Here is a 21,386-nt window from a genome sequence, read left to right on the forward strand (position 1 = left end):
AGGGCACCCTCCGTTGCGGCGATCAGCGATAGATCAGGGTCGGCAGCCACATCGAGATGGCCGGAATGAAGGTCACCAGCAGCAGGCACAGCACCAGCGGGATCAGGAACGGAATGGTGCCGCGCATGCAGCGCTCGAAACTGACGTTGGAGACCCGCGACAGCACGTAGAGCACCATCCCCACCGGCGGCGTCAATAGACCGATCATCAGGTTGAGTACCATGATCACGCCGAAGTGCACCGGGTCGACCCCCACCGCAATGGCCATCGGCAGCAGCACCGGGACCAGAATGGTGATCGCCGCGATGGTCTCCATGAAGCAGCCGATGATGATCAACACCACGTTGGAGAACAGCAGCACCGCGATCTTGCTGTCGGCGAAGGGGCCGAGCACGGCCACCAAATGCTGGGTGACCTGGTTGCTGGACATGATCCAGGCGAAGATCGACGCCGCGGCGACGATGAACAGAATGATCGCCGTGGTCTCGATGGTCTCCATGCTGACCTTGAGCAGCTTGCGCCAGTTGAGGGTGCGGTAGACCACCACGCCCAGGAACAGCGCATAGACCACCGCTGCCACCGCCGACTCGGTGGGCGTGAAAACCCCGCTGATGATGCCGCCGACGATGATCACCGGCGTCATCAGCGACAGCGCTGCACGACTAAAGGTCTTGCCTAGCACAAGGAATGAGAAGCGCGCATCGGCGGTATAGCCGCGGCGGCGCGAGATAATGAAGATCATCCCCATCAGCATGGCGCCCATCAGCAGGCCGGGAATCAACCCTGCGGCGAATAGCTGGCCCACCGAGGCCGAGGCCATCACGCCGTAGATCACCATCGGCAGGCTGGGCGGGATGATTGGCCCGATGGTCGACGAGGCGGCGGTAATGCCCACCGCAAACTCCTCCTCGTAGCCGGCATCCTTCATGGCCTTGATCTCGATGGTGCCAAGCCCGCCGGCATCCGCCACTGCGGCGCCGGACATGCCGGAGAAGACGATACTGGCGCCGACGTTGACGTGGCCGAGACCGCCGCGCATCCAGCCCATCAGCGCCTTGGCGAAGTCGAAGATACGCTCGGTGATACCGGCGTTGTTCATCAGGCTACCGGCGAAGATGAAGAACGGAATGGCCAGCAGCGGAAAGCTGTCGATGCCGTTGATCATGCGATGGGCCACCACCACGTCCGGCACCTGGCCGGAGAACACCACGAACAGCAGGCAGGCGCCGGCCAGGCTGATGGCGATCGGCACCCCGAGCACCAGCAGCGTGAACAGCGTAAAGAACAGGAATGAGAGGTAGTAACCGGTTGCGGCCAGCACCACGCAGCCGAGTATGGCCAGGGCTGAAAGCAGCGGCGTGACGATCGGTGCTCGCCAGCGCAGCATGGAGAGTTTCGACATGTGGACGCACCCTTACTTACGTGCCGCGCGTATGCGCAGGACGATTCGCTGAATACCGCGTAGCGCCATCAGCACGAAGGCGGCAAAGACGGTGAAATAGATGATGTTCTTGGGCAGGTCGACGGAGATCATCATGCTGCCGGTGCGGTCGGCAAGCTTGTAGGTGACCCAGGCCATGGCAAAGTAGAAGCCCACGCTGACGCCCTCGGCCACTGCGGCCACCAGTCTGCCGAGCCAGTTGGGCATATAGCGGTAGAAGAACTCCACCATGATATGGGTGCCCTTGCGCACCGCCATGGCGCTCCCCGCGAAGCTGACGATGATCAGCAGGTAGCGGGCGATCTCCTCGGTCCAGGTGGTCGAGTCGCCGAGCACATAGCGGGTAAAGAACTGTAGTGAGACGACCAGGATCAGCGCCCAGAAGACCACCAAGGTGAAGTAGTCCTCGACGGCATAGTCGCTGAACCGAAACTCGTCATCCTCGAACGCCGAGTCGAAGTCGAGCATCGGATCGACGGCATCATCGAGGCCATCGGTCTGTTTTGACATGACACACACCTCCTGGAGCTCACTGCATTGCAGTGAGCTCCTCCGTCAATGTCCGCTTACTGGCCGAGGGCCTGCAGACGCTCGTAGAGTTCCTCGTCCCAGTTGGCGTCGTCGCCGAGGTGGTAAGGCACGGTGATCTCACGGAACGGCGTGCGATCCACTTCATTGACGGTGGTGCCCTGTTCCTCGAACCACGCGGCGAGCTCCGCCTCGGCCTGGAGGATATCGGCGGTATTGTTCTGCGCCGCCTCCTGCAGCACCTCGCGGAAGATCTCCTGGTCCTCTTCGGAGAGCTGGTTCCAGCGCGTGCCGCTGACGATGGTAATCAGCGAGTCGGTGACGTGACCGGTGAGGTTGATGTAGTCCTGCACCTCATGGAAGGCCATGGCGCGGATCGCCGGTAGCGGGTTCTCCTGAGCATCCACCACGCCCTGCTGCAGCGCCAGATATACCTCGCTAAAGGCGATCGGCGTCGGGTTGGCTCCGGCCGCGCGCGGGAACATCATGTAGAGCGGCGCGCCGGGTACGCGAATGCGCAGCCGCTCCATATCTTCCGGCACATTGATCGGGTCGTTGGAGGTCACATGGCGCTCGCCGTAGTAGTTGAGTGCGATCGGCACGTTACCGGTGGCGTCCCGGTAGCCGTCGGCGATCTCCTGGAACAGATCGCTCTCGGCGTAGGCCTGCCAGTGATCGAAATCGCGGAACATATAGGGCGCCCCGGCGATGCCCATCGGCCCGTAGGAGTGGCCGGCGAACTGGGTGCCGGTATAGATCATATCGACCGTGCCCAGCCCCAGACCTTCGTTGATGTCCTCCTCGCTGCCCAGCGATGAGGCCGGGTGCACGCTGATGCTGTAGCGGCCATCGGTGCGCTCCTCGATCTCGTCGGCGGCCCACTCGGCCCACTGATGGAAAGGCTCGGAGGTTTCGTAGACGTGGGCGAAGCGCAGGTTTTCCTGGGCATAGGCGGCGCTGGCCAGGCTGACCCCGGCCGCTAACAGCGACACGGAAAACCAGCGGGCGAGCGAGTGATGACGGCGTGTATTGTTATGCATTGTGCGTGCTCCTGTCGTTATCTTCGGATAGCGTTAGTGTTGTGCTGTATACGTATCATACCACCCAAGACGAAAGCTAGCGGTTTGCCAGGACCCTTGCAACCTCTGAAGGTCGCTATCGACTAACGGCGTAGGGCGGTTCGGCGTGCTGCACGCCATGCAGCTCGACAAGCAGCTGGTCATGGCCGAAGCCACCCGCCTTGGTAATGATGGTTTGCTGCGCATCGCCATCGCAGTGGCTCACCACCACCCCCGGTGCCCACTCCGCCACCACCTGCAGATAGCCAATCTCGAGACGTTCGAGAATCGCCAGCGCGGTGTCCCCCCCGGTGGCGAACAACAGCCCCGAGGGATACGCCTCGCGCCAGGCGGCGGCGGCGCTGGCCAGGGCCTCGGCGACCTGTGCCGGGCTGCGCTGCTCGTCGTCTGCCGGCCTGAGCAGCAGCTGCATGGGCAGCCACGCGGCCATCTGCAGCTCGGCAGGCGTGAGTCCGGTCAGCTCGGGTACCGCCTGCCGCAGTGCCTGGCACTGCGCCTCGCTGCGCGGGGCACGCGAACCGACCACATAGAGCCGCGGCAGGTCAGAGGCGATGGCCCAGCGCCGGCCCAGAAGGCAGCCGAACAGCCGCTGAGCGACAGCCTGGGCAAGCCCCCCTGCGCCGGCCAGGCAGAAGTCCCCCTCGCTGCGCAGCACGGCGTCATAGAGCATCGCCAGATCTCCATCGCCGGTGGCATCGACGACGCCATCGCAGTGCGGCAGGTTCATGCCGGGCTGTGGCACGATGCGCTCGAGGGGCAGGCCCGCCGCTGCGAAGGCGCTGTCCAGCGGCCCCAGCAGCGGCGTCGAGCGGGCGTCGTGGCGATAGTCGCTATCCGCCAGGCGCACGCCGTCGACCCACACCTCGGCACCACGCACTTCGCGCCCCTGGGCCGGCACGGCGGGTGCCAGCAGCAGTGGCAGACCCACCCCGTCGCGCAGCGCGCAGCACTCGGCAATCACCTGGCCGCGTAGCGTCGAGTCGACCTTCTTGAACCACAGCCCGGGAGCCAGCGGGGCTAGCGCCTGAAAGGCCGACGTCAGCTGCGCTGCCGCCGCGTCGGCCGAGAGGTGCCGGGACTCGATATTGATCGCCACCACCTCGGGAGGCGCATCGCGCCACTCGGCCACGACGCCGGACAGTTGATCCCGCGAGACCACGACCCGGGCATCGGCACCGCGGGCAGCGAAGGGGGCACAGGCGTCCAGCGCGCCGGTCAGGTCGTCGGCAATGATCGCCACCCGGCAGCGCGTCACGTCATGCCCCCAGCCACCAGGCGATGGGCATAGGCCAGCGCCGAGCCCAGGTTGGTGGCATCGGCGCCGCCCTTCCAGGCGATATCGAAGGCGGTACCGTGATCCACCGAGGTGCGCTGAATCGGCAGCCCCAGGCTGACGTTGACGGTGGTGTCGAAGGCGATCAGCTTGACCGGGATATGGCCCTGGTCGTGGTACTGCGCCACCACCAGATCGAACTCGCCGCGGCTGGCACGATAGAACACGGTGTCGGCGGAGATCGGCCCACTCACCGTGAAGCCGCGCTGGCGCAGTGCCGCCACCGCCGGTGCGATGCAGCGCTCATCCTCGTCGCCAAAGATGCCGCCCTCGCCGCAGTGCGGATTGAGCCCGGCCACGGCGATGCGCGGCTCGGCCAGCCCCAGCGCCTTGAGGTGCGCATGGCCCGCCTCCACGGTGGCGATAATGCGCTCCGGGGTGACCCGATCGATGGCATCACGCAGCGACACATGGGTGGACACATGCAGCGTGGAGAGCGTCTCCGAGGCCAGCAGCATGAACGACGACGGCGCTCCGGTGAGCGATGCCAGCATGCCGGTATGGCCATCGTAGTCATGCCCGGCGGCGTGCAGCGCGCCCTTGTTGAGCGGCGCGGTGACGATCACCCCGGCGTGGCGTGCCTGGACCAGCTGGACTGCCCGTTCGACGCAGCGAAACGCCATGTCGCCGGCGGCGGCGCTGATCTGACCATCGGCGATCTCGACGCCCGGCGGCGCCTCGACGGCGGACACCGCCACGCCGTCATGGGGCGGCGCCTGCCCCGGGACCCAGGGCACCAGCGCCAAGCGCGCGCCGATCAGTTCGGCGGCGCGACCAAAGATCGCCGGGTCGCCCACCAGCAAGGTCTGGCGGCGCGCCGCCTCGGTCATCGCGGCTACCGCCCGACAGATGATCTCCGGCCCGATGCCGGCCGGGTCGCCCATGGTGATGGCGGTAGCGAACGGGGGCGCCGCAGCGCCCGCAGTATGGGATTCACTCATGGCATCAATTGCCCTCCGTTGACTTCGATGACCTGACCAGTGACATAGCCGCTCAGCGACTCACTGCCCAGGAACAGATAGGCGCCCACGCACTCCTCGGCGCTGCCCAGTCGCCCCATGGGAATGCTCGCCCGGGCGGCGGCCAAGTGGTCGTCGTTGGAGTGACGAGCATGAAAATCGGTGGCGATGGTGCCGGGGGCGACGGCATTGACGCGGATACCTTCCGCAGCGAGCTCCTTGGCCATGTTGCGGGTCAAGGTGCTGACGAAGCCCTTGGCAGAGGCGTAGAGGCCGGCACCTGCGCCGCCGCCATTGCGCGCCGCGATCGAGGTGGTATGAATGATGGTGCCGCCACCGGCGCGGCGAAGATGCGGCAGCGCCGCCTGGGAGGCCATCACCACCGAGCGCACGTTGAGGTCCATGACCCCTTCATAGCGGTCGTCGTCGATCTCCTCCAGCGCCGCCCGGCCCAACATGTCGCCGGCATTATTGATCAGCACGTCGAGCCCGCCCAGTCGGTCGGCGGCCTCATCGACCACCCGCCGTGCCTCCACGCTGCGGCTGAGGTCGCCTTTCAGGGTCACCGCGTCACCGCCCGCCGCGCGGATTGCATCGGCCACCTGCTCGGCTCCCTCGGCGCTGGCATGGTAGTGCACGCCGACCCTGGCCCCCAGCTTGCCCAGCTGCAGCGCCACCGCCGCGCCGATCCCGCGACTGGCGCCGGTGATCAGTACGCGCTTAGCTTTCCATTCGTCGAACATGGCGTCACTCCCAGGGGCCTGCGATCATCATTGATGATGCCCGGCACCCTATCGATATCGGATACATTAGGCTGTTATAGTCTTGGCATACCTTTCATACAAGACGACATCAATAACATGATAGGCGATACCAGGCCAGACACCAGCTCGCCGCTACGGGAGGCACCATGAGCACGCAAACAACACCCGATCTTCTCCCCCACGACCTCGACCGCGCCCTGCTGGTCGGGCGCGCCTGGCGCGAATCGCCGCGCCCACGCCCGGTGCTGATCGGCGTGCGTCACGGCGAGGTGATCGATATCAGCCACCTGGGGCCAACCATGGCCGATCTGCTCGAACGGGACGACCTGGTCGAGGCGCTGCGCAGCGCCGAGGGCGAGTCGCTGGGCACGGTGGAGGTCCTGCTCGACAACTCCCTGGCCGAGCCCCAGCGCGCGCCCTACCTGCTGGCGCCCTGCGACGTGCAGGCGGTCAAGGCGTGCGGGGTGACCTTTGCGGTGAGCCTGCTGGAGCGCGTCATCGAGGAGCAGGCCGGCGGTGACCCCGGGCGTGCCAACACCCTGCGCAGCGAGCTGCAGGCGCTGATCGGCGGCGACCTGTCACGCATCGTGCCGGGCTCCGACGAGGCCATGGCGCTCAAGCGCGAGCTACAGCAGCGCGGCGGCTGGTCGCAGTACATGGAGGTCGGCATCGGCCCCGACGCCGAGGTGTTTTCCAAGGCGCCGCCGCTCTCCTCGGTGGGGTTTGGCAGCCACGTGGGCCTGCACCCCTCCTCGCAGTGGAACAACCCGGAGCCGGAGATCGTGCTGGCGGTGGATAGCCGCGGCGAGGTCAAGGGGGCGACCCTGGGCAACGACGTCAACCTGCGCGACGTCGAGGGGCGCAGCGCCCTGCTGCTGGGCAAGGCCAAGGACAACAATGCGTCGAGCGCCATCGGGCCGTTCATTCGGGTATTCGATGACGGCTTCGATATCGACGACGTGCGCCGCGCCAAGGTCTCGCTGCGTATCGAAGGCCAGGACGACGACTTCCTGCTCCAGGGCGAGAGTAATATGGCCGAGATCAGCCGCGACCCTCTCGATCTGGTGCGCCAGACCATCGGCGCGCATCACCAGTACCCGGACGGCGTGATGCTCTACCTGGGCACCATGTTCTCGCCGATCCAGGATCGCGACGGCCAGGGCCAGGGCTTCACCCACCACCTGGGCGATACCGTGACCATCGCCACTCCGGCGCTGGGTGCGCTGGTCAACCGTGTCGGGCGCAGCGATCAGCTGCCGCCCTGGACCTACGGCATCCGCCAGCTGATGCGCGATCTGAACCAGCACTGAACAGGAGACGAGTATGAGCGCTGAGACACTGCTCGACGCCCTGCACCGGCGACTCGGCCAGCGCGGCCTGCTTCGCGATCCCGACGACATGGCCCGCTACACGGTTGACTGGGCCGGCGTCCGGCTCGGCCAGCCGCTGGCCGTGGCCCGCCCCGCCAGCACCGAGGAGGTCGCCGAGACGGTGCGCCTGTGCCGCGAGCACGGCGTGACGATGACGCCCCAGGGCGGCCACAGCGGCCTGGTGGCCGGCGCCCTGCCGGCGGCCGACGGCGGCGAACTGGTGATTAGCCTGGAGCGCATGGATCGGGTGCGCGACATCGACCCGATCAACTTCAGCATGAGCGTCGACGCCGGCTGCATCCTCGACAACGTCAAGCAGGCGGCGGCCGAGCACGACTGCGATTTCCCGCTGTCACTGGGCGCCCAGGGCAGCTGCCAGATCGGCGGCAATATCGCCACCAACGCCGGCGGCCTCAATGTACTGCGCTACGGCATGATGCGTGAGCTGGTGCTGGGGCTCGAGGTGGTGCTGCCCGACGGGCGCATCTGGCACGGCCTCAAGGCGCTGCACAAGGACAACCGCGGCTATGCGCTGCAGCAGCTGCTGCTGGGCAGCGAAGGTACCCTGGGGATCGTCACCGGCGCGGTGCTCAAGCTCTCGCCGCGGGCCACTCAGAGCCGCACCGCCCTGCTTGGCCTGCCCTCGGTGGAGGCGGTGATCGCTCTCTACGGGCTGGCACGCCGCGACTGCAGCGACCTGCTCAGCGCTTTCGAGCTGATCCCGCGGCGCTGTCTCGAGCTCGCCATGGAGGCCACTCCGAGTCTCAGCGATCCCCTCGACGAGGCCTACCCCTGGTATGTGCTGATGGAGGTCGCCGCCAGCGGACCGCTGGACCTCGGCGCGATGCTCGAACACCTGCTCGAACAGGGCATGAGTCGCGATCTGATACTCGACGGCGCCCTGGCCGCCAGCGAGGCTCAGGGTCAACAGCTATGGCAGTTCCGCGAGAGCATGCTGGAGGGTCAGCGGCGCTACGGTGAGCACCTGCGTACCGATGTCTCGGTGCCCATTTCGCGGATTCCGGATGTCGTCGAACGCGCATCCACCGCGATCATGGCGGCGTCGCCGGAGTGCGAGATCATCGCCTACGGCCACGTGGGTGACGGCAACCTGCACGTCAATGTCCTGCCCCCCAGGGCCATGGCAGAGGCCGACAAGCACGCCCACCTGCATAAGCTGGAGGCGCTGCTGTTCGAGGTGGTGGATGAGGCGGGCGGCAGCATCAGCGCCGAGCACGGCATCGGCCGCACCAAGCAGGCCGCCTACCTGGCGCGGCTGTCGCCGCTGGAGCGCGAGCTGGCAGATGGGGTCAAGACGCTGTTCGACCCCGAGCACGCCCTGAACCCGGGACGCATCCTGCCCCGCGCCTGAGCCGCCAGCGCTGGGCGGCCCGCAGCATGCCGCTCAGCGCGTCTCGAAACGCTGCGCCAGGCCGCGCAGCGCCTCGACGAACAGTACGGTATCGACCCCTACGCCGACGAAGGTGCAGCCGGCATCGAGGTAGCGCTGCGCCTCTTCTTCGTTGGTGGTGACGATCCCCGCGGCCTTGCCGGCGGCGCGGATGCGCTGCACGCCGTCATCCACCGCCGCCACGACGTCGGGGTGGCCCAGGTCACCGAGATGGCCCATGGCCGCGGAGAGATCCGCCGGCCCGATGAAGACCCCGTCGACGCCCTCTACCGCGGCAATCGCATCGAGGTTCTCCAGGCCCTGCAGGGTTTCCACCTGCACCAGCAGGCACATCTGGCGGTTGGCGTGGTGAGGGTAGTCTTCCACCTGGCCCCAGCGCGCCGCCCGCGACAGCACGTGGCCCACCCCGCGCACGCCCTCGGGGGGATAGCGCATTGCCGCTACAAGCGCCGCCGCCTGCTCCGCCGACTCGACCATCGGCACCAGCAGATTCTGCACACCGATATCCAGATAGCGCTTGATGAGCACCGGATCGCCCACCGGCGGGCGCACCACCGGAGCGCTGACGTAGGGCGCAATGGCCTGCAGCTGAGTGAGCAGGCTGGCGACATCGTTGGGGGCGTGCTCGGCGTCGAGCAGCAGCCAGTCGAAGCCCGCCGTGCCAGCCATCTCGGCGACATAGGGGCTGGCCATCCCAAGCCAGATTCCGGTCTGCGGCTCCCCTGACAGCAGCCGTGCTTTGAAATCGTTATTCTTCATCACTCTTCCCTTAGAGGGTGTCTAGCGGCGCCGCTCGAGCTCGCCGATAACCTCCGGCACCGTCAGCGCCGGGTCGTCGATGCTCTGGTAGAGCGCGTTCACCGCCGCCGCGACACCGCGCTCCACGCCTAGCTCGTCGGTCATGGTGTGATAGTAGCCCAGGTCCTTGCTGGCGTTGGCGACGCTGAAGCGGAAACCGCCGGGGTCGCCATCGGCGATGTACGGGCGCAGTCGCTCGAAGACCACGCCCCCGCCGCCGCCCTTGCCCAGTACCTCGAGCAGGGCAGTGTCGTCGATGCCGGCCCGTCGAGAGGCCGCCGCAGCCTCGGCGAGCACCGCCGAGAAGCCCAGCGAGACGAAGTTGTGGAGCAGCTTGAGGGTGTGACCGGCGCCCACCTCACCGGCATGGGCGATATTCTCGGCGAAGCACGCCAGTACCGGGCGCAGCTCATCGAACAGCGCCTGAGGGGCGCCGACGATCAGGTTGAGGCGCCCCTCCTCGGCCTCCTTGGGGGTGCGGGTCATGGCGGCGTCCATAAAGCGGCCGCCGGCCTGGGTGACCCTGGCGGCCACCTTCTCAGTGGAACTGGGCAGGGCCGTGGAGCAGTCCACCACCACCGCCTCGTGTGCCAGGCCCTCCAGCACGCCACCAGGCTCGAACAGCACCGCTTCGACCTGGGGCGAGCCGGTCACACACAGCAGCACCAGCTCGGCGCCTTCGGCGACCTCTCGGGCAGTGGCTCGCGGCTCGGCGCCCGCCGCCAGCAGGTCGTCCACCGGCTGGTTGCCGGGGTGGTCGAGAAAGGTCAGCGAATGCCCGGCCTGAAGCAGGTTCCTGGCAATGCCGTGACCCATCAGCCCGACGCCGACCATACCGATGCGAAACAGCCGGGCAGAAGATTCAGGGGAGCGACTCATAGAGGGCCTCCAAAGCAAGATAACGGTATAAAAATGGTTTACTTAATCATGTTTGATGGCAACGGTCTTAACTCGCGTATAACTGCGCAGCCCCTCGAAGCCCTTCTCACGGCCATGGCCGGAGCGCCCGACCCCGCCGAACGGCAGTTCGATACCGCCGCCGGCGCCGTAGTTGTTGATGAACACCTGGCCGCTGCGGATGCCCTTGGCCAGGCGCAGCTGGCGGCCGCCATCCCGGGTCCAGACGCCGGCACACAGGCCGAAGTCGGTGGCGTTGGCCAGGCGTAGCGCCTCGGCTTCGTCGTCGAAGACCTGCACTGCCAGCACCGGACCGAACAGCTCTTCGTGCAGCACGGCGTGGTCGTCGGGGATCTCGGTGAGCAGATGCGGCACCACGAAGTGCCCCTCTGCCGAGGCCCCCTCAGCCAGTTGGCCCCGGGCGGCGATACGAATGCCGTCGGCCTCGGCGGCGGCCAGGCGCGCCTCGAGCCGCGACTTCTGGCGGCCGTTGATCAGCGGGCCGCAGTCGGCATCGGCCTCCCCGGCGTTGCAGCGCAGCGCTGAAAAGCGCTCCACCAGCCGACCGGTGAAGGCCTCGGCGACCTCGCGCTGTACCAGCAGCCGGCTGCCCGCCGAGCAGGTCTGACCGGCGTTCTGGATGATGCCGCGCACCACGGCGTCAAACGCCGCGTCGAGGTCGGCGTCGGCGAACACGATCTGTGGCGACTTGCCGCCCAGTTCCAGGGTCACCGGGACATGGTGCACCGCGGCCGCCTGAGTCACCTGGGTGCCGGTCTCCGGCGAGCCGGTAAAGGAGAGATGGTCGATACCCGGATGCGAGGCCAGCGCCGCACCGGCCTCGCGGCCGAGCCCCGGCACCACGTTGAGCACGCCGGGCGGCAGCCCCTGCTGCATGGCCAGCTCGGCCAGGCGCAGCACGCTCAGGCAGGCGTCCTCGGCGGGCTTGAGCACCACCGTATTGCCGGTGGCCAGCGCGGCGGCGATGCAGCGGCCGAAGATCTGTGCCGGGTAGTTCCAGGGAATGATCTGGGCGCAGACGCCGTGGGGCTCGCGCAGGGTCATCACCGTGAAGCCGGTCTCATAGGGCAGGGTCTCGCCGTGGAGCTTGTCGGCACCGCCGCCGTAGAAGCGAAAGTAGCGGGCACAGGCCGAAATATCGGCGCGCGCCTGGCTCAGCGGCTTGCCGGTGTCCAGGCACTCCAGGGCCGCCAGCTGCTCGTGGTCGGCCTCGATGGCCTCCGCCATGCCCAGCAGCCAGGCGCCGCGCTCTCGAGTGCTCCAGCGCGCCCAGTCGCCCAGCTCACCGGCGAAGGCGCGCCGGGCGGCACTCACCGCCGCTTCCACTTCCGGCACCTGGCAGCGCGCGATGCAGGTAGTGACGCGCCCACTGGCCGGGGCCTCCATATCGAGGGTGGCCGCGGTGGCCTGCCACTCGCCGCCGATCAGCGCCGCCTGGGGCGGCATCGCAGGCGTCTGCGTCCTTGTGCTTGTCATTGTCGTTCTCCTTTATCCGTATACCAGATTGACCAGGCCCATGGAGATCCACGGCAGGTAGGTGATCAGCATCAGGCAGGCCATGACCACCAGCACGAAGCGCAGCAGCCAGGGCAGCATCTGATCGATGGATATCTTGGCTACCGCACAGGCGGCGAACAGATTCACCCCCAGCGGCGGGGTGATCATGCCCAGCGCCAGGTTGACCACCATCACCAGCCCGAAGTGCACCGGGTGGATACCGAACTGCATGGCGATCGGGGTGAGAATCGGCGCCAGCACCAGGATCGCCGCCGAGGTCTCGATAAACATGCCCACCACCAGCAGCAGCGCATTGACCACCAGCAGGAACATCAGCGGGTTGTCGATGGTGGCGGTGACCATATTGGCGATCTGCGCCGGCAGGCCGATACGGCTGAGCAGGAAACTGAACAGCGAGGCGGCGGCGATGATCAGCATCACCGCGGCGGTGGAGATCACGCTCTGGCGCAGGATCGGCACCAGGTCGGCCGCCTTCAATTCGCGGTAATAGAAGCCGCCCACGATCAGCGCGTAGAACACCGCCACCGCCGACGCCTCGGTGGGCGTGAACACGCCGCCGTAGATGCCGCCGATCACCACCACCGGCATCAGCATCGCCGCCCAGGCACGCTGGAAGGAGGAGACGAAACCGGTGCTGTCCTTGTAGTCCTCCTTGCCGAAACCGCGCGCCTTGCAGAACAGGTAGAGGAACAGGATCAGTGCGCCGCCGATCAGGAACCCCGGCCCTATCCCGGCCAGGAACAGCTGACCGATGGAGGTGTCGGTGCTGACCCCGTAGAGGATCAGCGGAATCGACGGCGGGATCAGCACCCCGAGCTCCGCCGAGGAGGCCTGGATCGAGGCCGCCAGCGGCTTGGGGTAGCCGTGCTTGACCATCGCCGGGATCAGGATCGCGCCGATGGCGAAGGTGGTTGCCACGCTGGAGCCGGAGACCGCGGCAAACATCATGCAGGTCAGCACGCAGGACATCGCCAGGCCGCCCTGCACCTGACCGACGATGGACTTGGCCAGGTCGACCAGTCGCTGGGAGATACCGCCGGCGGCCATCAGGTTACCAGCCAGGATAAAGAACGGGATCGCCATCAGCGGGAACTTGTCAATGCCGATGAACATCTGCTGCGGCACCAGTAGCAGCGGCAGCCGAGTGAAGAATTCGATACCGATGATCGACGCCAGCATGATCGAGATGGCGATCGGCACACCGAAGGCGAACAGGATCAGCAGCGAGAGTCCGATGACCAGATTCATGGGCGTGGGCCTCCCCTGCCGTCGTCGGCGACATCCTGCTGCGTGTGTTGTATCTCCTGCAGCTCGACCTCGGGGCTGACCTCACTGTTGTCCGGCCCCACCGGCTCTCGGCCGCTGAGCTGGGAAAACAGCCGAGCCAGCACGGCGACGATGGCGAACGCCGACCCGGTGGGGATCGCCGCATAGGCGTAGGACATGGAGATATTCATGCCCGACATGGTCTGGTTGCCGACCCGCCCGGTCATCAGGAAGCCGAAGTAGATCAGCACCCCCAGCACCAGCAGGCAGCACAGCACGATGGCGGTTTCCAGCCATAGCGCAAAACGTGTGGGTATGACCTTGTAGATGGCCTCCACGGCCATCATGTAGCCGCCGCGGAAGGTGGCCGCTGCGGCCATGAACACGCACCAGATCATCGATGCGCGCGAGGCGACTTCGGTCCAGGTCGAGGGGGCGTTGAACACGAAACGCGTCAACACCTGATAGAAACTGAGCGTCACCGAGATCACTAGCATGACGATCGCGATGGCCATGGCCAGACGCGTCAGCTGGTGCTCGACACGCAGAAATGCTGCGAGCATAGGATCACCAAGAGCGAAGATGCCCCCGGCATGCGCCGGGGGCTAACGGGTCGAATCAGCAGCTGGCGGCTTTTTCCTGGATGCGGTCAAGCATCTCGCTGCCGTGCTCGGAGGTAAAGATCTCGTAGGCCGGCGCCACGGCTTCCTGGAAGGGGCCGATATCGATATCGGTCTTGACCGTCATGCCGTTCTCTTCGAGCAGCGCGACGCCCTCTTCCTCGAGGCGTGAGACCTCCCCACGGGTGGCCTCGGCGGACGCACGGGCGGCTTCGTTGAACCACTCACGCTCCTCGTCGCTGAGGCCGTCGAGCAGGATCGGCGAACCGAGCACGGCGGAGGGTGAATAGACGTGGCCGGTCAGCGACAGGTAGTCCTGCACTTCCCAGAAGTTGGTCGCCACGATCACCGTGATGGGGTTCTCCTGACCGTCAACGGTGCCCTGCTGCAGAGCGGTGAACAGCTCGGGGAAGGCCATCGGTGTGGGTCGCGCGCCCATCTGGCGGAACGCCTCCTGGTGGACCTCGTTCTCCATGGTGCGCACCCGCAGGCCATCGGCATCGGCCGGCGAGCTGATCTCGCGACGGCTGTTAGTCATATGACGGAAGCCGTTCTCCGACCAGGCCAGACCGACCAGATCATGGTCGCTCATCTTGGCCAGCAGCTCGTCGCCGAGCTCGCTGTCGAGCACGCAGCGCGCCTGGTCGTAGTCTTCGAACAGGAACGGCAGGTCGAGCACGTAGGTCTCGGGGACGAAGTTGCCGAGCGGCCCAGTGGAGGTGATGACGATGTCCACGGTGCCGATCTGCAGGCCTTCGATCATCTCGCGCTCACCGCCCAGCGAGCCGGAGGTGTGCTCGGTGACGGTGAAGGCGCCGTCGGAGAGCTCCTCGAGAGTCTCCTTGAAGGCTTGGGCACCCACCGCATAGTGGGAGGTGGAGGAGAGCGTATGGCCGAGGCTGATCTCGGTGGCGGCCTGGGCCTGCAGGGCTACACTGGCCAGGCCGAGGGTAACGGCACCGCCGATGGCGGTGACCAGGGGACGACGAGCTAGGCGTGTTGTCATGTGGCATTCCTCTTCTATTGTTGTCGATACGGCGCCTGGCGCCGTGCCGTTTATGACGCATGGAGTGCGTCGTTTGCTCTGGGCTACTAACGCTATGGGCTACTAACGCTCTGGGCTGCCAACGCTCGGGACTGATCCGGCGGCAGGCCCCGGAGCGCCGGACCGACGATGAGGCGCTGTAAACCATCCCTGGGCGCTACCCATGCCATCCATGGCATCGACACCTCCTCTCCGACCTGCCCCCGGCGTCCCTCGCTGGGAGCAACTGGTTTCACTGGCTCGCTACTGCTCTGCCACGAAGGCATCGATAATCTGTTTGAAGTCGTCGTCGCCGGCAAAGCCCAGCTGCTTGGCCTTGGCGGTATCGAAGCGCGTCGGCCAGCTGGCGATGATGGCCTGGATGCGCGAGTCGGGCTCATGGCGCACCCGCGCCACGGCCTCGTCACCGGCGGCCTGGCCCAGCGCCTCGAGCATCTCCGCAACGCTGACGGTGATGCCCGGCAGCATGAAGGCGCGGAACTTGCCCAACGCCGCGCCATCGACCTCGGCGCCGTGTACCAGCGCCTCGATCACCTTGCCAGGCGACATCACGAACAGCAGCTGCTCCAGCGGCACCGGACAGATCGCCTCCTCGCCGCCCAGCGGCTCGCGCAGGATGCTGGAGGCGAAGCTGGAGGCCGCGGCGTTGGGCCGCCCGGGACGAATCACGATGGTCGGCAGGCGCAGCACCCGGCCGTCGACCAGGCCGCGGCGGCTATAGTCGTTGATCAACAGCTCGCACATCGCCTTCTGCGCGCCGTAGGAGTTCTGTGGCTGCAGCGCGGTCATGTCGTCGAGGGTCTCGGGCAGATCGCCGCCGTAGGCGGCCACCGAGCTGGCCATCACCAGCCGGGTCGCCGTCAGCTCGCGGGCGCGGCAGCCCTCGAGCAGCGCCCGGGTGGCATCGAAGTTGACCGCCATGCCGAGGTCGAGATCCGCTTCGGCGGCGGAACTGACCACCGCCGCCAGGTGATATATGACGTCGGGCCGGCCGTCGAGCACGCCTTCCCAGGCGCCGGGGGCGGTAATATCCAGCGCCTGGTTATCGAACTCGATGCCCGCTGCTTCGGGCACCGCGGCTTCGCTCTGGTCGACCAGAGTAAAGCGGGTAATCGTTCGACCGCACAGCTCGCCGCGGTCGATCAGACGGTGCAGTAGCCGCTGGCCGAGGAAGCCGGCGGCGCCGGTGATCAGAATATGCATGGAATCCATGGAGAGTGGCGTCCTCGTTGTCTTTGTCGTCTTTGTATGTGTCGCAGTTGTGTCTGCGTTCAGTCCGCTGGCAGCAAGCCATACTCGCGACCCCAGCCCAGCCCCTGGCGAGTATCGCCCGCCGGGCGATACTCGCAGCCGATCCAGCCGCCATAGCCCAGCGCCTCGAGCCGCTCGAACATCGCCGGATAGTGCACCTCGCCTAGATTCGGCTCATGGCGCTCCGGCACCCCGGCGATCTGCACGTGGCCGACGGCGGCGAACTGCCGCTCGAGGTGGCGAATCAGATCGCCGTCCATGATCTGGCAGTGGTAGAGGTCGAACTGCAAGCGCAGGTTGGGCTCGCCGACCTCTTCCAGCACCGCCATGGCCTGGGCCTGGCGGGAGAGAAAGAAGCCCGGCATGTCGCGGGTGTTGATCGGTTCGATCAGCACCTCGCGCCCGACCTTGGCGGCCTCCCGGGCAGCGAAGCGCAGGTTGTCGATATAGCAGGCGTGGTGGGCGGCGCGGTCGGCATTCGCCGGCAGCAGCCCGGCCATGGCGTGGACCCGCGGGCAGCCCAGGACTTCGGCGTAGTGCAGCGCCTCGACCACCGAGTCGCGGAACTCCGCCTCACGCCCCGGCAGGCTGGCCAGGCCGCGCTCGCCGGCCTGCCAATCCCCGGGAGCCAGGTTGAACAGCACCTGCTCGAGGCCGTGCTCGTCCAGCAACTCGCGCAGCGTCTCGGGGGCGTGGTCGTAGGGAAACAGGTACTCGACGCCGCGGAAGCCCGCCTGGGCCGCGGCCGCAAAGCGATCGAGGAAGTCGTGCTCGTTGAACAGCATGCTGAGATTGGCGGCCAGTCGAATCATCTTGGGTATCCCGTTCGGTTCACATCAGTCGCGCGGGAAGCGCGCTTCGAGTTCGGCGACCTGCTCCGGTGTCAGGCAGCGCGGGTTCTCGCCGCGCAGCAGCAGGAACAGCTTGGCCGTCTCTTCCAGCTCTTCGGTCGCATAGACCGCCGCCTCGAGGTTCTTGCCGGCCACCACCGGGCCGTGGTTGGCGAGCAGGACGGCGCTGTGCTGGCCCGCCAGGCCGCGCACCGCATCGCCCAGGGTCGGGTCGCCGGGCACGTGGTAAGGCACCAGCGGCAGCTTGCCCACCCGCATCACATAGTAGGCGGTGAGCGGCGGGATGCAGTCGCAGGGGTCGATATCCGGCAGACAGGAGACCGCCACCGAGTGGGTGGAGTGCAAGTGCACGATGGCGCCTGAGCGGGGCCGCTCGGCGTACATCGCCATATGCAGGAAGTGCTCCTTGGTGGGCTTGTCGCCATCCTGCCACCCCCCATCGACATCGAGGCGTGAGATACGCGCCGGGTCGAGCCGCCCCAGGCAGGCGTTGGTGGGGGTCATCAGCCAGCCGCCATCGTCGAGGCGTACGCTGATATTGCCGCTGGAGCCCATGGTCAGGCCGCGATCGAACAGCGACTTGCCGAGGGTGGCGATCTGCTCGCGGAGCTGACTCTCCGCGCCAAGATAGGGGCTGCTGCTCATGCCGCGCCCTCCCCGGTCAGTTCATCGAGCACCGTGAAGGCACGGGTAAAGAAGTCTTCGCCGCCGAAGTTGCCCGACTTGAGCGCCAGGGACAGCGGCGCTTCACGGCCTGGCAGCGGTGCCTGGGTCCAGGGCACGCCTGGGTCGATCTGGCCGCCGATGCGCAGCTGGCTTATGCCCAGCGCCGACACCACCGCCCCGGAGCTCTCGCCACCGGCCACCACCAGGCGGCCCACGCCTTCTCCGACCAGCGTCTGTGCCAGCTGGCCGAGCGCCTGCTCCACCAGCTCGCCGGCGCGGGCCACGCCCAGCGCCTGCTGGGCGGCCTTGACCCGCTCCGGATCGGCGGAGGCATATACCAGCACCGGGCCGCCGGCTGCGAGCTGCTCCCGGGCGAAGGCCAGGGCCGCGTCGAGATGCGCTTCGCCTTCGGCCAGCTGCAGCGGGTCGAGGGCAAACCCGGGGCGCTGTTGGAGAAACGCTGCCACCTGACCCAGGGTCGCCCGCGAGCAGCTGCCCGAGAGCACCAGGGCGCTCCCTGCCGCCGGCGCCAGACGGCCTGGCTGGCTGACCTCGGCCAACCAGCCGCGACGCCGGTACTGGGCGGGCAGCGCCTGGCCGAGGCCCGAGCCGCCGGTAACCAGCGGGTAGTCGACCACCGCCTCGGCGATCACCTCGAGATCCTGCTCGTCCAGGCTGTCGCAGATCACGTGGCGCACGCCGTCGGCGGCCAGGGTGTCCAGATGAGCACGGGTCGCCCCGCCGCCCTGGGCGAGTATCGGCCGTGCCGCCAATCCCACCGGATGGGGGGTCTGGCGCCCCAGCACCCTGACCAGGTCGGCATCGGTCATCGGGTTGAGGGGGTGATGCTGCATGCCACTGTCGTTGAGCAGCCGGTCGCCGACGAACAGATGGCCCTGATAGACGCTGCGGCCGTTGGCGGGAAATGCCGGCACCATCACCGTCTGGCCACCGCCTAACTGCTCCAGCAACCCATCCGCCACCGGGCCGATATTGCCGGCGTCGGTGGAGTCGAAGGTGGAGCAGTACTTGAAGAAGATCTGACGCGCGCCGCGGGCCTGCAGCCACTCGAGCGCGGCCAGGGAGTCGGCCACTGCGTCGTCCACCGGACAGGAGCGCGATTTCAGCGCTACCACCACCGCATCGACGTCGCCATCGATATCGCCAAGGTCTAGCTCGTGGTCGGGCACCCCGATCAGCTGCACGCAGCGCATGCCGGCGCGCACCAGGTTGTTGGCAAGATCCGTGGCCCCGGTAAAGTCGTCGGCGATGGCGCCCAGTACCAGGCTCATGCGTCACCCCCGGCATCGGCGTCATTGGCGGCCTCGGGCAACGGAATGCCGGACAGGCGCTGGTAGACCTTGATTACCGCCGAGTCATCCTCGCGGCCGAAGCCGGCGCCCTTGGCGGCGGTAAACTGCTGCAGGGCACTCGACGCCACCGGGGTGGGCATGGCCAGCTCACGCCCGGTCTGGTGGACGATATTGAGATCCTTGACGAAGATATCCACCGCGGAGAGCGGCGTGTAGTCGCCCTGGAGAATATGCGGCACGCGATTCTCGAACATCCAGGAGTTGCCCGCCGAGTGGGTGATTACGTCGTAGACGGTGTCCGGGTCGAGGCCCATGCGAATACCCAGCGCCATGGCCTCTGCGGCGGTGGCGATATGCACACCGGCCAGCAGCTGATTGACCAGCTTCATGCTGGAGCCGACCCCCGCCGCATCCCCCAGGCGGTAGACGGTGGCGGCCATGGCATCGAGCACAGATTCGGCCTTGGCGAAGGCGTTTTCGTCCCCCGACGCCATCACCGACAGCTCGCCGCTGCGCGCCTTGGCCGCCCCGCCGCTGACCGGGGCGTCGAGCATCGCCAGCCCTTCGGCTGCCAGACGCTCGGCGAGGCTGCGGGCCTGGCTCGGCGCCACGGTGGCGCACTGGATCACCAGGCTGCCAGGAGCGAGCTTGCCCACCAGCCCCTGATCGCCGAACAGCACCTCCTCGACCTGCTCGCCGTTGACCACCAGCAGCACCACGACCTCGCAGTCGGCCAGCGCCGCCGGGCTCTCCACGCTGTTGCCGCCCTTGGCGGCAAACGCCTCGCGGGCGGCGTGCGAAACATCGCAGCCGGACACCGTCAGGCCGCGCTCATGGAGCGTCAGGGCGGTGCCCATGCCCATGGCGCCCAGGCCGACGACGCCAACGCGTGGATTTGTCTGGGGGGTGGTTTGGCTCAACGGTACTCTCCCATTATCGTGATGTACGTACGCTTATCTAGCTGCTCGCAGCGAGGGACGCCGGGGGCAGGCCGAAGAGGAGGTTTGCGCCATGGATGGCGCAAGGTAGCGCCCAGGGATGGGTTCACAGCGCCTCCTCGTAGGCCTGCCGCCGGATCAGTCCCGAGCGGTGCCACCCTCGCTGCGTGCCAACTGAAATCCCCCTGGCTGCTTCTGCCTGCTTGTTGTTAACGCTGTTATGTTAGCGCTAACATCCTTTTTAGTAGAGGCCGTCGCCAACAGCAAGAGAGACTCGTATGGACACGACCAATGTCTAACGCTTCATCGTCGCGGCGCCGTCGAGGATCGGCGCGCACCACCCTGACCCAGGTCGCCGAGGCCGCGGGGGTTTCGGCGATCACCGTATCCCGGGCGCTGAATACCCCTGAACGCGTGAATGCCGAGACCCGTCGGCATATTCTCGCCACCGTCGAGCGACTCGGCTATGTACCCAATCTGGTGGCCGGCAGCCTGGCCTCGGCCAGCTCACGCTTTATCGCGGTGATCGTGCCGTCGCTGGCCAATGCGGTATTCATCGAAGTGATTCAGGGCCTGCAGGAGACCTTCGAGGCGCGGGGCTACCAGATCCTGCTCGGCAACACCGACTACGACCTGGATCGCGAGGCGCAGCTGGTGCGCACCTTCCTGGGATGGTCCTGCTCGGCACTGGTCACCGCCGGGCTACGCCACAGCGAGGCGTGCCATAACCTGCTGAACGGCTGGGACAAGCCGATCATGGAGATGATGGAACTCGGCGAGGCGTTGGACCTGAATGTCGGCCTGGATCATGCGGCCGCCGGCCACTGCATGGCGCGCCATCTGCTGCAGCGTGGTCATCGCCAGATCGTCTACGTAGGGGGGCGCATGGCCAAGGACTACCGTGCCGGCCTACGCTATGCCGGCCATCGTGAGGAGCTCGCAGCCGCAGGACTCGAGGCACCGCTGATCGACCTCGAGCGCCTTGGCAGCCTCGAGGCCGGTGCCGACGCCCTCGACCAGGTGCTCGAGACCCACCCCCGCGCCGACGCGATCCATTTTGCCAACGACGACCTGGCCACCGGCGCCCTGCTCCACGCCCAGCGACTCGGCCTGGGCGTGCCCAAGGATATCGCCATCGCCGGCTTCAACGGCCTGCCGCTGGGCCAGCACGTCACGCCCAGGCTCACCACCATCCGCTCGCCGCGTCATCGCATGGGTCGGCTGGCTGCCGATCGACTGCTGACGCGCCTGGATGGCGGCTCGGTGTCGGTGCGCTGCAACGTCGGGTTCTCGCTGCTGGTGGGCGACAGCACCTGA

General features: G+C 67.0%; 20 protein-coding genes. 3 read left to right on the top strand and 17 right to left on the bottom strand.

Annotated elements, in window-relative coordinates; translation table 11 throughout:
• Positions 1-22: 22 nt before the first annotated feature.
• The 6 genes from IEI94_RS18260 to IEI94_RS18285 all read right to left on the bottom strand — a co-directional run bounded on the left by IEI94_RS18260 (position 23) and on the right by IEI94_RS18285 (position 6,083).
• Positions 23-1,402 (bottom strand): TRAP transporter large permease, encoded by a 1,380-nt coding sequence (locus IEI94_RS18260; RefSeq protein WP_191168679.1) that lies wholly within the window; start codon positions 1,400-1,402, stop codon positions 23-25.
• 12 nt (positions 1,403-1,414) lie between these two features.
• Entirely contained in the window at positions 1,415-1,951 is a 537-nt protein-coding gene (locus IEI94_RS18265) for a TRAP transporter small permease (protein WP_191168680.1), read from the bottom strand.
• 56 nt (positions 1,952-2,007) lie between these two features.
• The gene (locus tag IEI94_RS18270; RefSeq protein ID WP_191168681.1) at positions 2,008-3,009 is read right to left on the bottom strand and encodes a sialic acid TRAP transporter substrate-binding protein SiaP; all 1,002 of its coding nucleotides are present in this window, start codon (positions 3,007-3,009) and stop codon (positions 2,008-2,010) included.
• 115 nt (positions 3,010-3,124) lie between these two features.
• Positions 3,125-4,303, bottom strand: coding sequence for a four-carbon acid sugar kinase family protein (locus IEI94_RS18275; RefSeq protein ID WP_191168682.1), 1,179 nt, complete (start codon positions 4,301-4,303; stop codon positions 3,125-3,127).
• Positions 4,300-5,322, bottom strand: a complete 1,023-nt coding sequence (gene pdxA / locus IEI94_RS18280; RefSeq protein WP_224750191.1) for a 4-hydroxythreonine-4-phosphate dehydrogenase PdxA — start codon at positions 5,320-5,322, stop codon at positions 4,300-4,302. The genes IEI94_RS18275 and pdxA overlap by 4 nt, the downstream gene beginning before the upstream one ends.
• A complete protein-coding gene (locus IEI94_RS18285; protein WP_191168683.1) occupies positions 5,319-6,083 on the bottom strand; it encodes an SDR family NAD(P)-dependent oxidoreductase in 765 nt (254 codons plus the stop codon). The genes pdxA and IEI94_RS18285 overlap by 4 nt, the downstream gene beginning before the upstream one ends.
• Positions 6,084-6,250: 167 nt before the next feature.
• Here IEI94_RS18285 and IEI94_RS18290 point away from each other — a divergent pair, with 167 nt between their 5' ends.
• Together IEI94_RS18290 and IEI94_RS18295 are read left to right on the top strand one after the other, a co-directional pair.
• Positions 6,251-7,414, top strand: a complete 1,164-nt coding sequence (locus IEI94_RS18290; protein WP_191168684.1) for a fumarylacetoacetate hydrolase family protein — start codon at positions 6,251-6,253, stop codon at positions 7,412-7,414.
• A 13-nt stretch (positions 7,415-7,427) separates the two neighbouring features.
• Positions 7,428-8,846: an FAD-binding oxidoreductase gene (locus IEI94_RS18295; protein WP_191168685.1), complete on the top strand. Its 1,419-nt coding sequence runs from the start codon at positions 7,428-7,430 to the stop codon at positions 8,844-8,846.
• Between the two features lie 33 nt (positions 8,847-8,879).
• On the opposite strand, the gene hpaI is transcribed toward IEI94_RS18295, so the two are convergent.
• From hpaI to ltnD, 11 genes are all read right to left on the bottom strand, one after another.
• Entirely contained in the window at positions 8,880-9,644 is a 765-nt protein-coding gene (hpaI, locus tag IEI94_RS18300) for a 4-hydroxy-2-oxoheptanedioate aldolase (RefSeq protein WP_191168686.1), read from the bottom strand.
• 21 nt (positions 9,645-9,665) lie between these two features.
• The gene (locus tag IEI94_RS18305) at positions 9,666-10,562 is read right to left on the bottom strand and encodes an NAD(P)-dependent oxidoreductase (RefSeq protein ID WP_224750192.1); all 897 of its coding nucleotides are present in this window, start codon (positions 10,560-10,562) and stop codon (positions 9,666-9,668) included.
• Positions 10,563-10,604: 42 nt separating this feature from the next.
• Entirely contained in the window at positions 10,605-12,077 is a 1,473-nt protein-coding gene (locus IEI94_RS18310; RefSeq protein ID WP_224750193.1) for an aldehyde dehydrogenase family protein, read from the bottom strand.
• Between the two features lie 12 nt (positions 12,078-12,089).
• Complete coding sequence (locus IEI94_RS18315) at positions 12,090-13,367, bottom strand: TRAP transporter large permease (RefSeq protein WP_191168687.1); 1,278 nt, start codon at positions 13,365-13,367, stop codon at positions 12,090-12,092.
• Entirely contained in the window at positions 13,364-13,948 is a 585-nt protein-coding gene (locus tag IEI94_RS18320; RefSeq protein ID WP_191168688.1) for a TRAP transporter small permease, read from the bottom strand. Before IEI94_RS18320 ends, IEI94_RS18315 begins: the two co-directional genes overlap by 4 nt.
• Before the next feature lie 55 nt (positions 13,949-14,003).
• Complete coding sequence (locus tag IEI94_RS18325; RefSeq protein ID WP_191168689.1) at positions 14,004-15,011, bottom strand: TRAP transporter substrate-binding protein; 1,008 nt, start codon at positions 15,009-15,011, stop codon at positions 14,004-14,006.
• Between the two features lie 282 nt (positions 15,012-15,293).
• The gene (gene denD, locus IEI94_RS18330) at positions 15,294-16,262 is read right to left on the bottom strand and encodes a D-erythronate dehydrogenase (RefSeq protein WP_318153419.1); all 969 of its coding nucleotides are present in this window, start codon (positions 16,260-16,262) and stop codon (positions 15,294-15,296) included.
• A 59-nt stretch (positions 16,263-16,321) separates the two neighbouring features.
• Positions 16,322-17,113, bottom strand: a complete 792-nt coding sequence (otnI, locus tag IEI94_RS18335; protein WP_191168690.1) for a 2-oxo-tetronate isomerase — start codon at positions 17,111-17,113, stop codon at positions 16,322-16,324.
• Between the two features lie 24 nt (positions 17,114-17,137).
• A complete protein-coding gene (otnC, locus tag IEI94_RS18340; protein WP_191168691.1) occupies positions 17,138-17,797 on the bottom strand; it encodes a 3-oxo-tetronate 4-phosphate decarboxylase in 660 nt (219 codons plus the stop codon).
• Complete coding sequence (gene otnK, locus IEI94_RS18345) at positions 17,794-19,110, bottom strand: 3-oxo-tetronate kinase (protein WP_191168692.1); 1,317 nt, start codon at positions 19,108-19,110, stop codon at positions 17,794-17,796. The genes otnC and otnK overlap by 4 nt, the downstream gene beginning before the upstream one ends.
• Positions 19,107-20,051, bottom strand: coding sequence for an L-threonate dehydrogenase (gene ltnD / locus IEI94_RS18350; RefSeq protein WP_191168693.1), 945 nt, complete (start codon positions 20,049-20,051; stop codon positions 19,107-19,109). Before ltnD ends, otnK begins: the two co-directional genes overlap by 4 nt.
• Before the next feature lie 309 nt (positions 20,052-20,360).
• Between ltnD and IEI94_RS18355 the strand changes: the two genes are divergently transcribed.
• Positions 20,361-21,386 carry a LacI family DNA-binding transcriptional regulator gene (locus IEI94_RS18355; protein WP_191168694.1) on the top strand — a complete coding sequence of 342 codons (1,026 nt, stop codon included), beginning with the start codon at positions 20,361-20,363 and terminating at the stop codon, positions 21,384-21,386.

The organism is Halomonas sp. ML-15, from assembly GCF_014779595.1.
Taxonomy (GTDB): domain Bacteria; phylum Pseudomonadota; class Gammaproteobacteria; order Pseudomonadales; family Halomonadaceae; genus Franzmannia.

Coding starts and splice junctions, on each gene's coding strand:
- IEI94_RS18310 (WP_224750193.1), bottom strand. CDS start 12,077: ATGACAAGCACAAGGACGCAGACGCCTGCGATGCCGCCCCAGGCGGCG.
- IEI94_RS18270 (WP_191168681.1), bottom strand. CDS start 3,009: ATGCATAACAATACACGCCGTCATCACTCGCTCGCCCGCTGGTTTTCC.
- IEI94_RS18285 (WP_191168683.1), bottom strand. CDS start 6,083: ATGTTCGACGAATGGAAAGCTAAGCGCGTACTGATCACCGGCGCCAGT.
- IEI94_RS18260 (WP_191168679.1), bottom strand. CDS start 1,402: ATGTCGAAACTCTCCATGCTGCGCTGGCGAGCACCGATCGTCACGCCG.
- IEI94_RS18295 (WP_191168685.1), top strand. CDS start 7,428: ATGAGCGCTGAGACACTGCTCGACGCCCTGCACCGGCGACTCGGCCAG.
- IEI94_RS18325 (WP_191168689.1), bottom strand. CDS start 15,011: ATGACAACACGCCTAGCTCGTCGTCCCCTGGTCACCGCCATCGGCGGT.
- IEI94_RS18320 (WP_191168688.1), bottom strand. CDS start 13,948: ATGCTCGCAGCATTTCTGCGTGTCGAGCACCAGCTGACGCGTCTGGCC.
- IEI94_RS18315 (WP_191168687.1), bottom strand. CDS start 13,367: ATGAATCTGGTCATCGGACTCTCGCTGCTGATCCTGTTCGCCTTCGGT.
- IEI94_RS18355 (WP_191168694.1), top strand. CDS start 20,361: ATGTCTAACGCTTCATCGTCGCGGCGCCGTCGAGGATCGGCGCGCACC.
- otnK (WP_191168692.1), bottom strand. CDS start 19,110: ATGAGCCTGGTACTGGGCGCCATCGCCGACGACTTTACCGGGGCCACG.
- IEI94_RS18265 (WP_191168680.1), bottom strand. CDS start 1,951: ATGTCAAAACAGACCGATGGCCTCGATGATGCCGTCGATCCGATGCTC.
- IEI94_RS18305 (WP_224750192.1), bottom strand. CDS start 10,562: ATGAGTCGCTCCCCTGAATCTTCTGCCCGGCTGTTTCGCATCGGTATG.
- otnI (WP_191168690.1), bottom strand. CDS start 17,113: ATGATTCGACTGGCCGCCAATCTCAGCATGCTGTTCAACGAGCACGAC.
- otnC (WP_191168691.1), bottom strand. CDS start 17,797: ATGAGCAGCAGCCCCTATCTTGGCGCGGAGAGTCAGCTCCGCGAGCAG.
- denD (WP_318153419.1), bottom strand. CDS start 16,262: ATGGATTCCATGCATATTCTGATCACCGGCGCCGCCGGCTTCCTCGGC.
- hpaI (WP_191168686.1), bottom strand. CDS start 9,644: ATGAAGAATAACGATTTCAAAGCACGGCTGCTGTCAGGGGAGCCGCAG.
- IEI94_RS18290 (WP_191168684.1), top strand. CDS start 6,251: ATGAGCACGCAAACAACACCCGATCTTCTCCCCCACGACCTCGACCGC.
- pdxA (WP_224750191.1), bottom strand. CDS start 5,322: ATGAGTGAATCCCATACTGCGGGCGCTGCGGCGCCCCCGTTCGCTACC.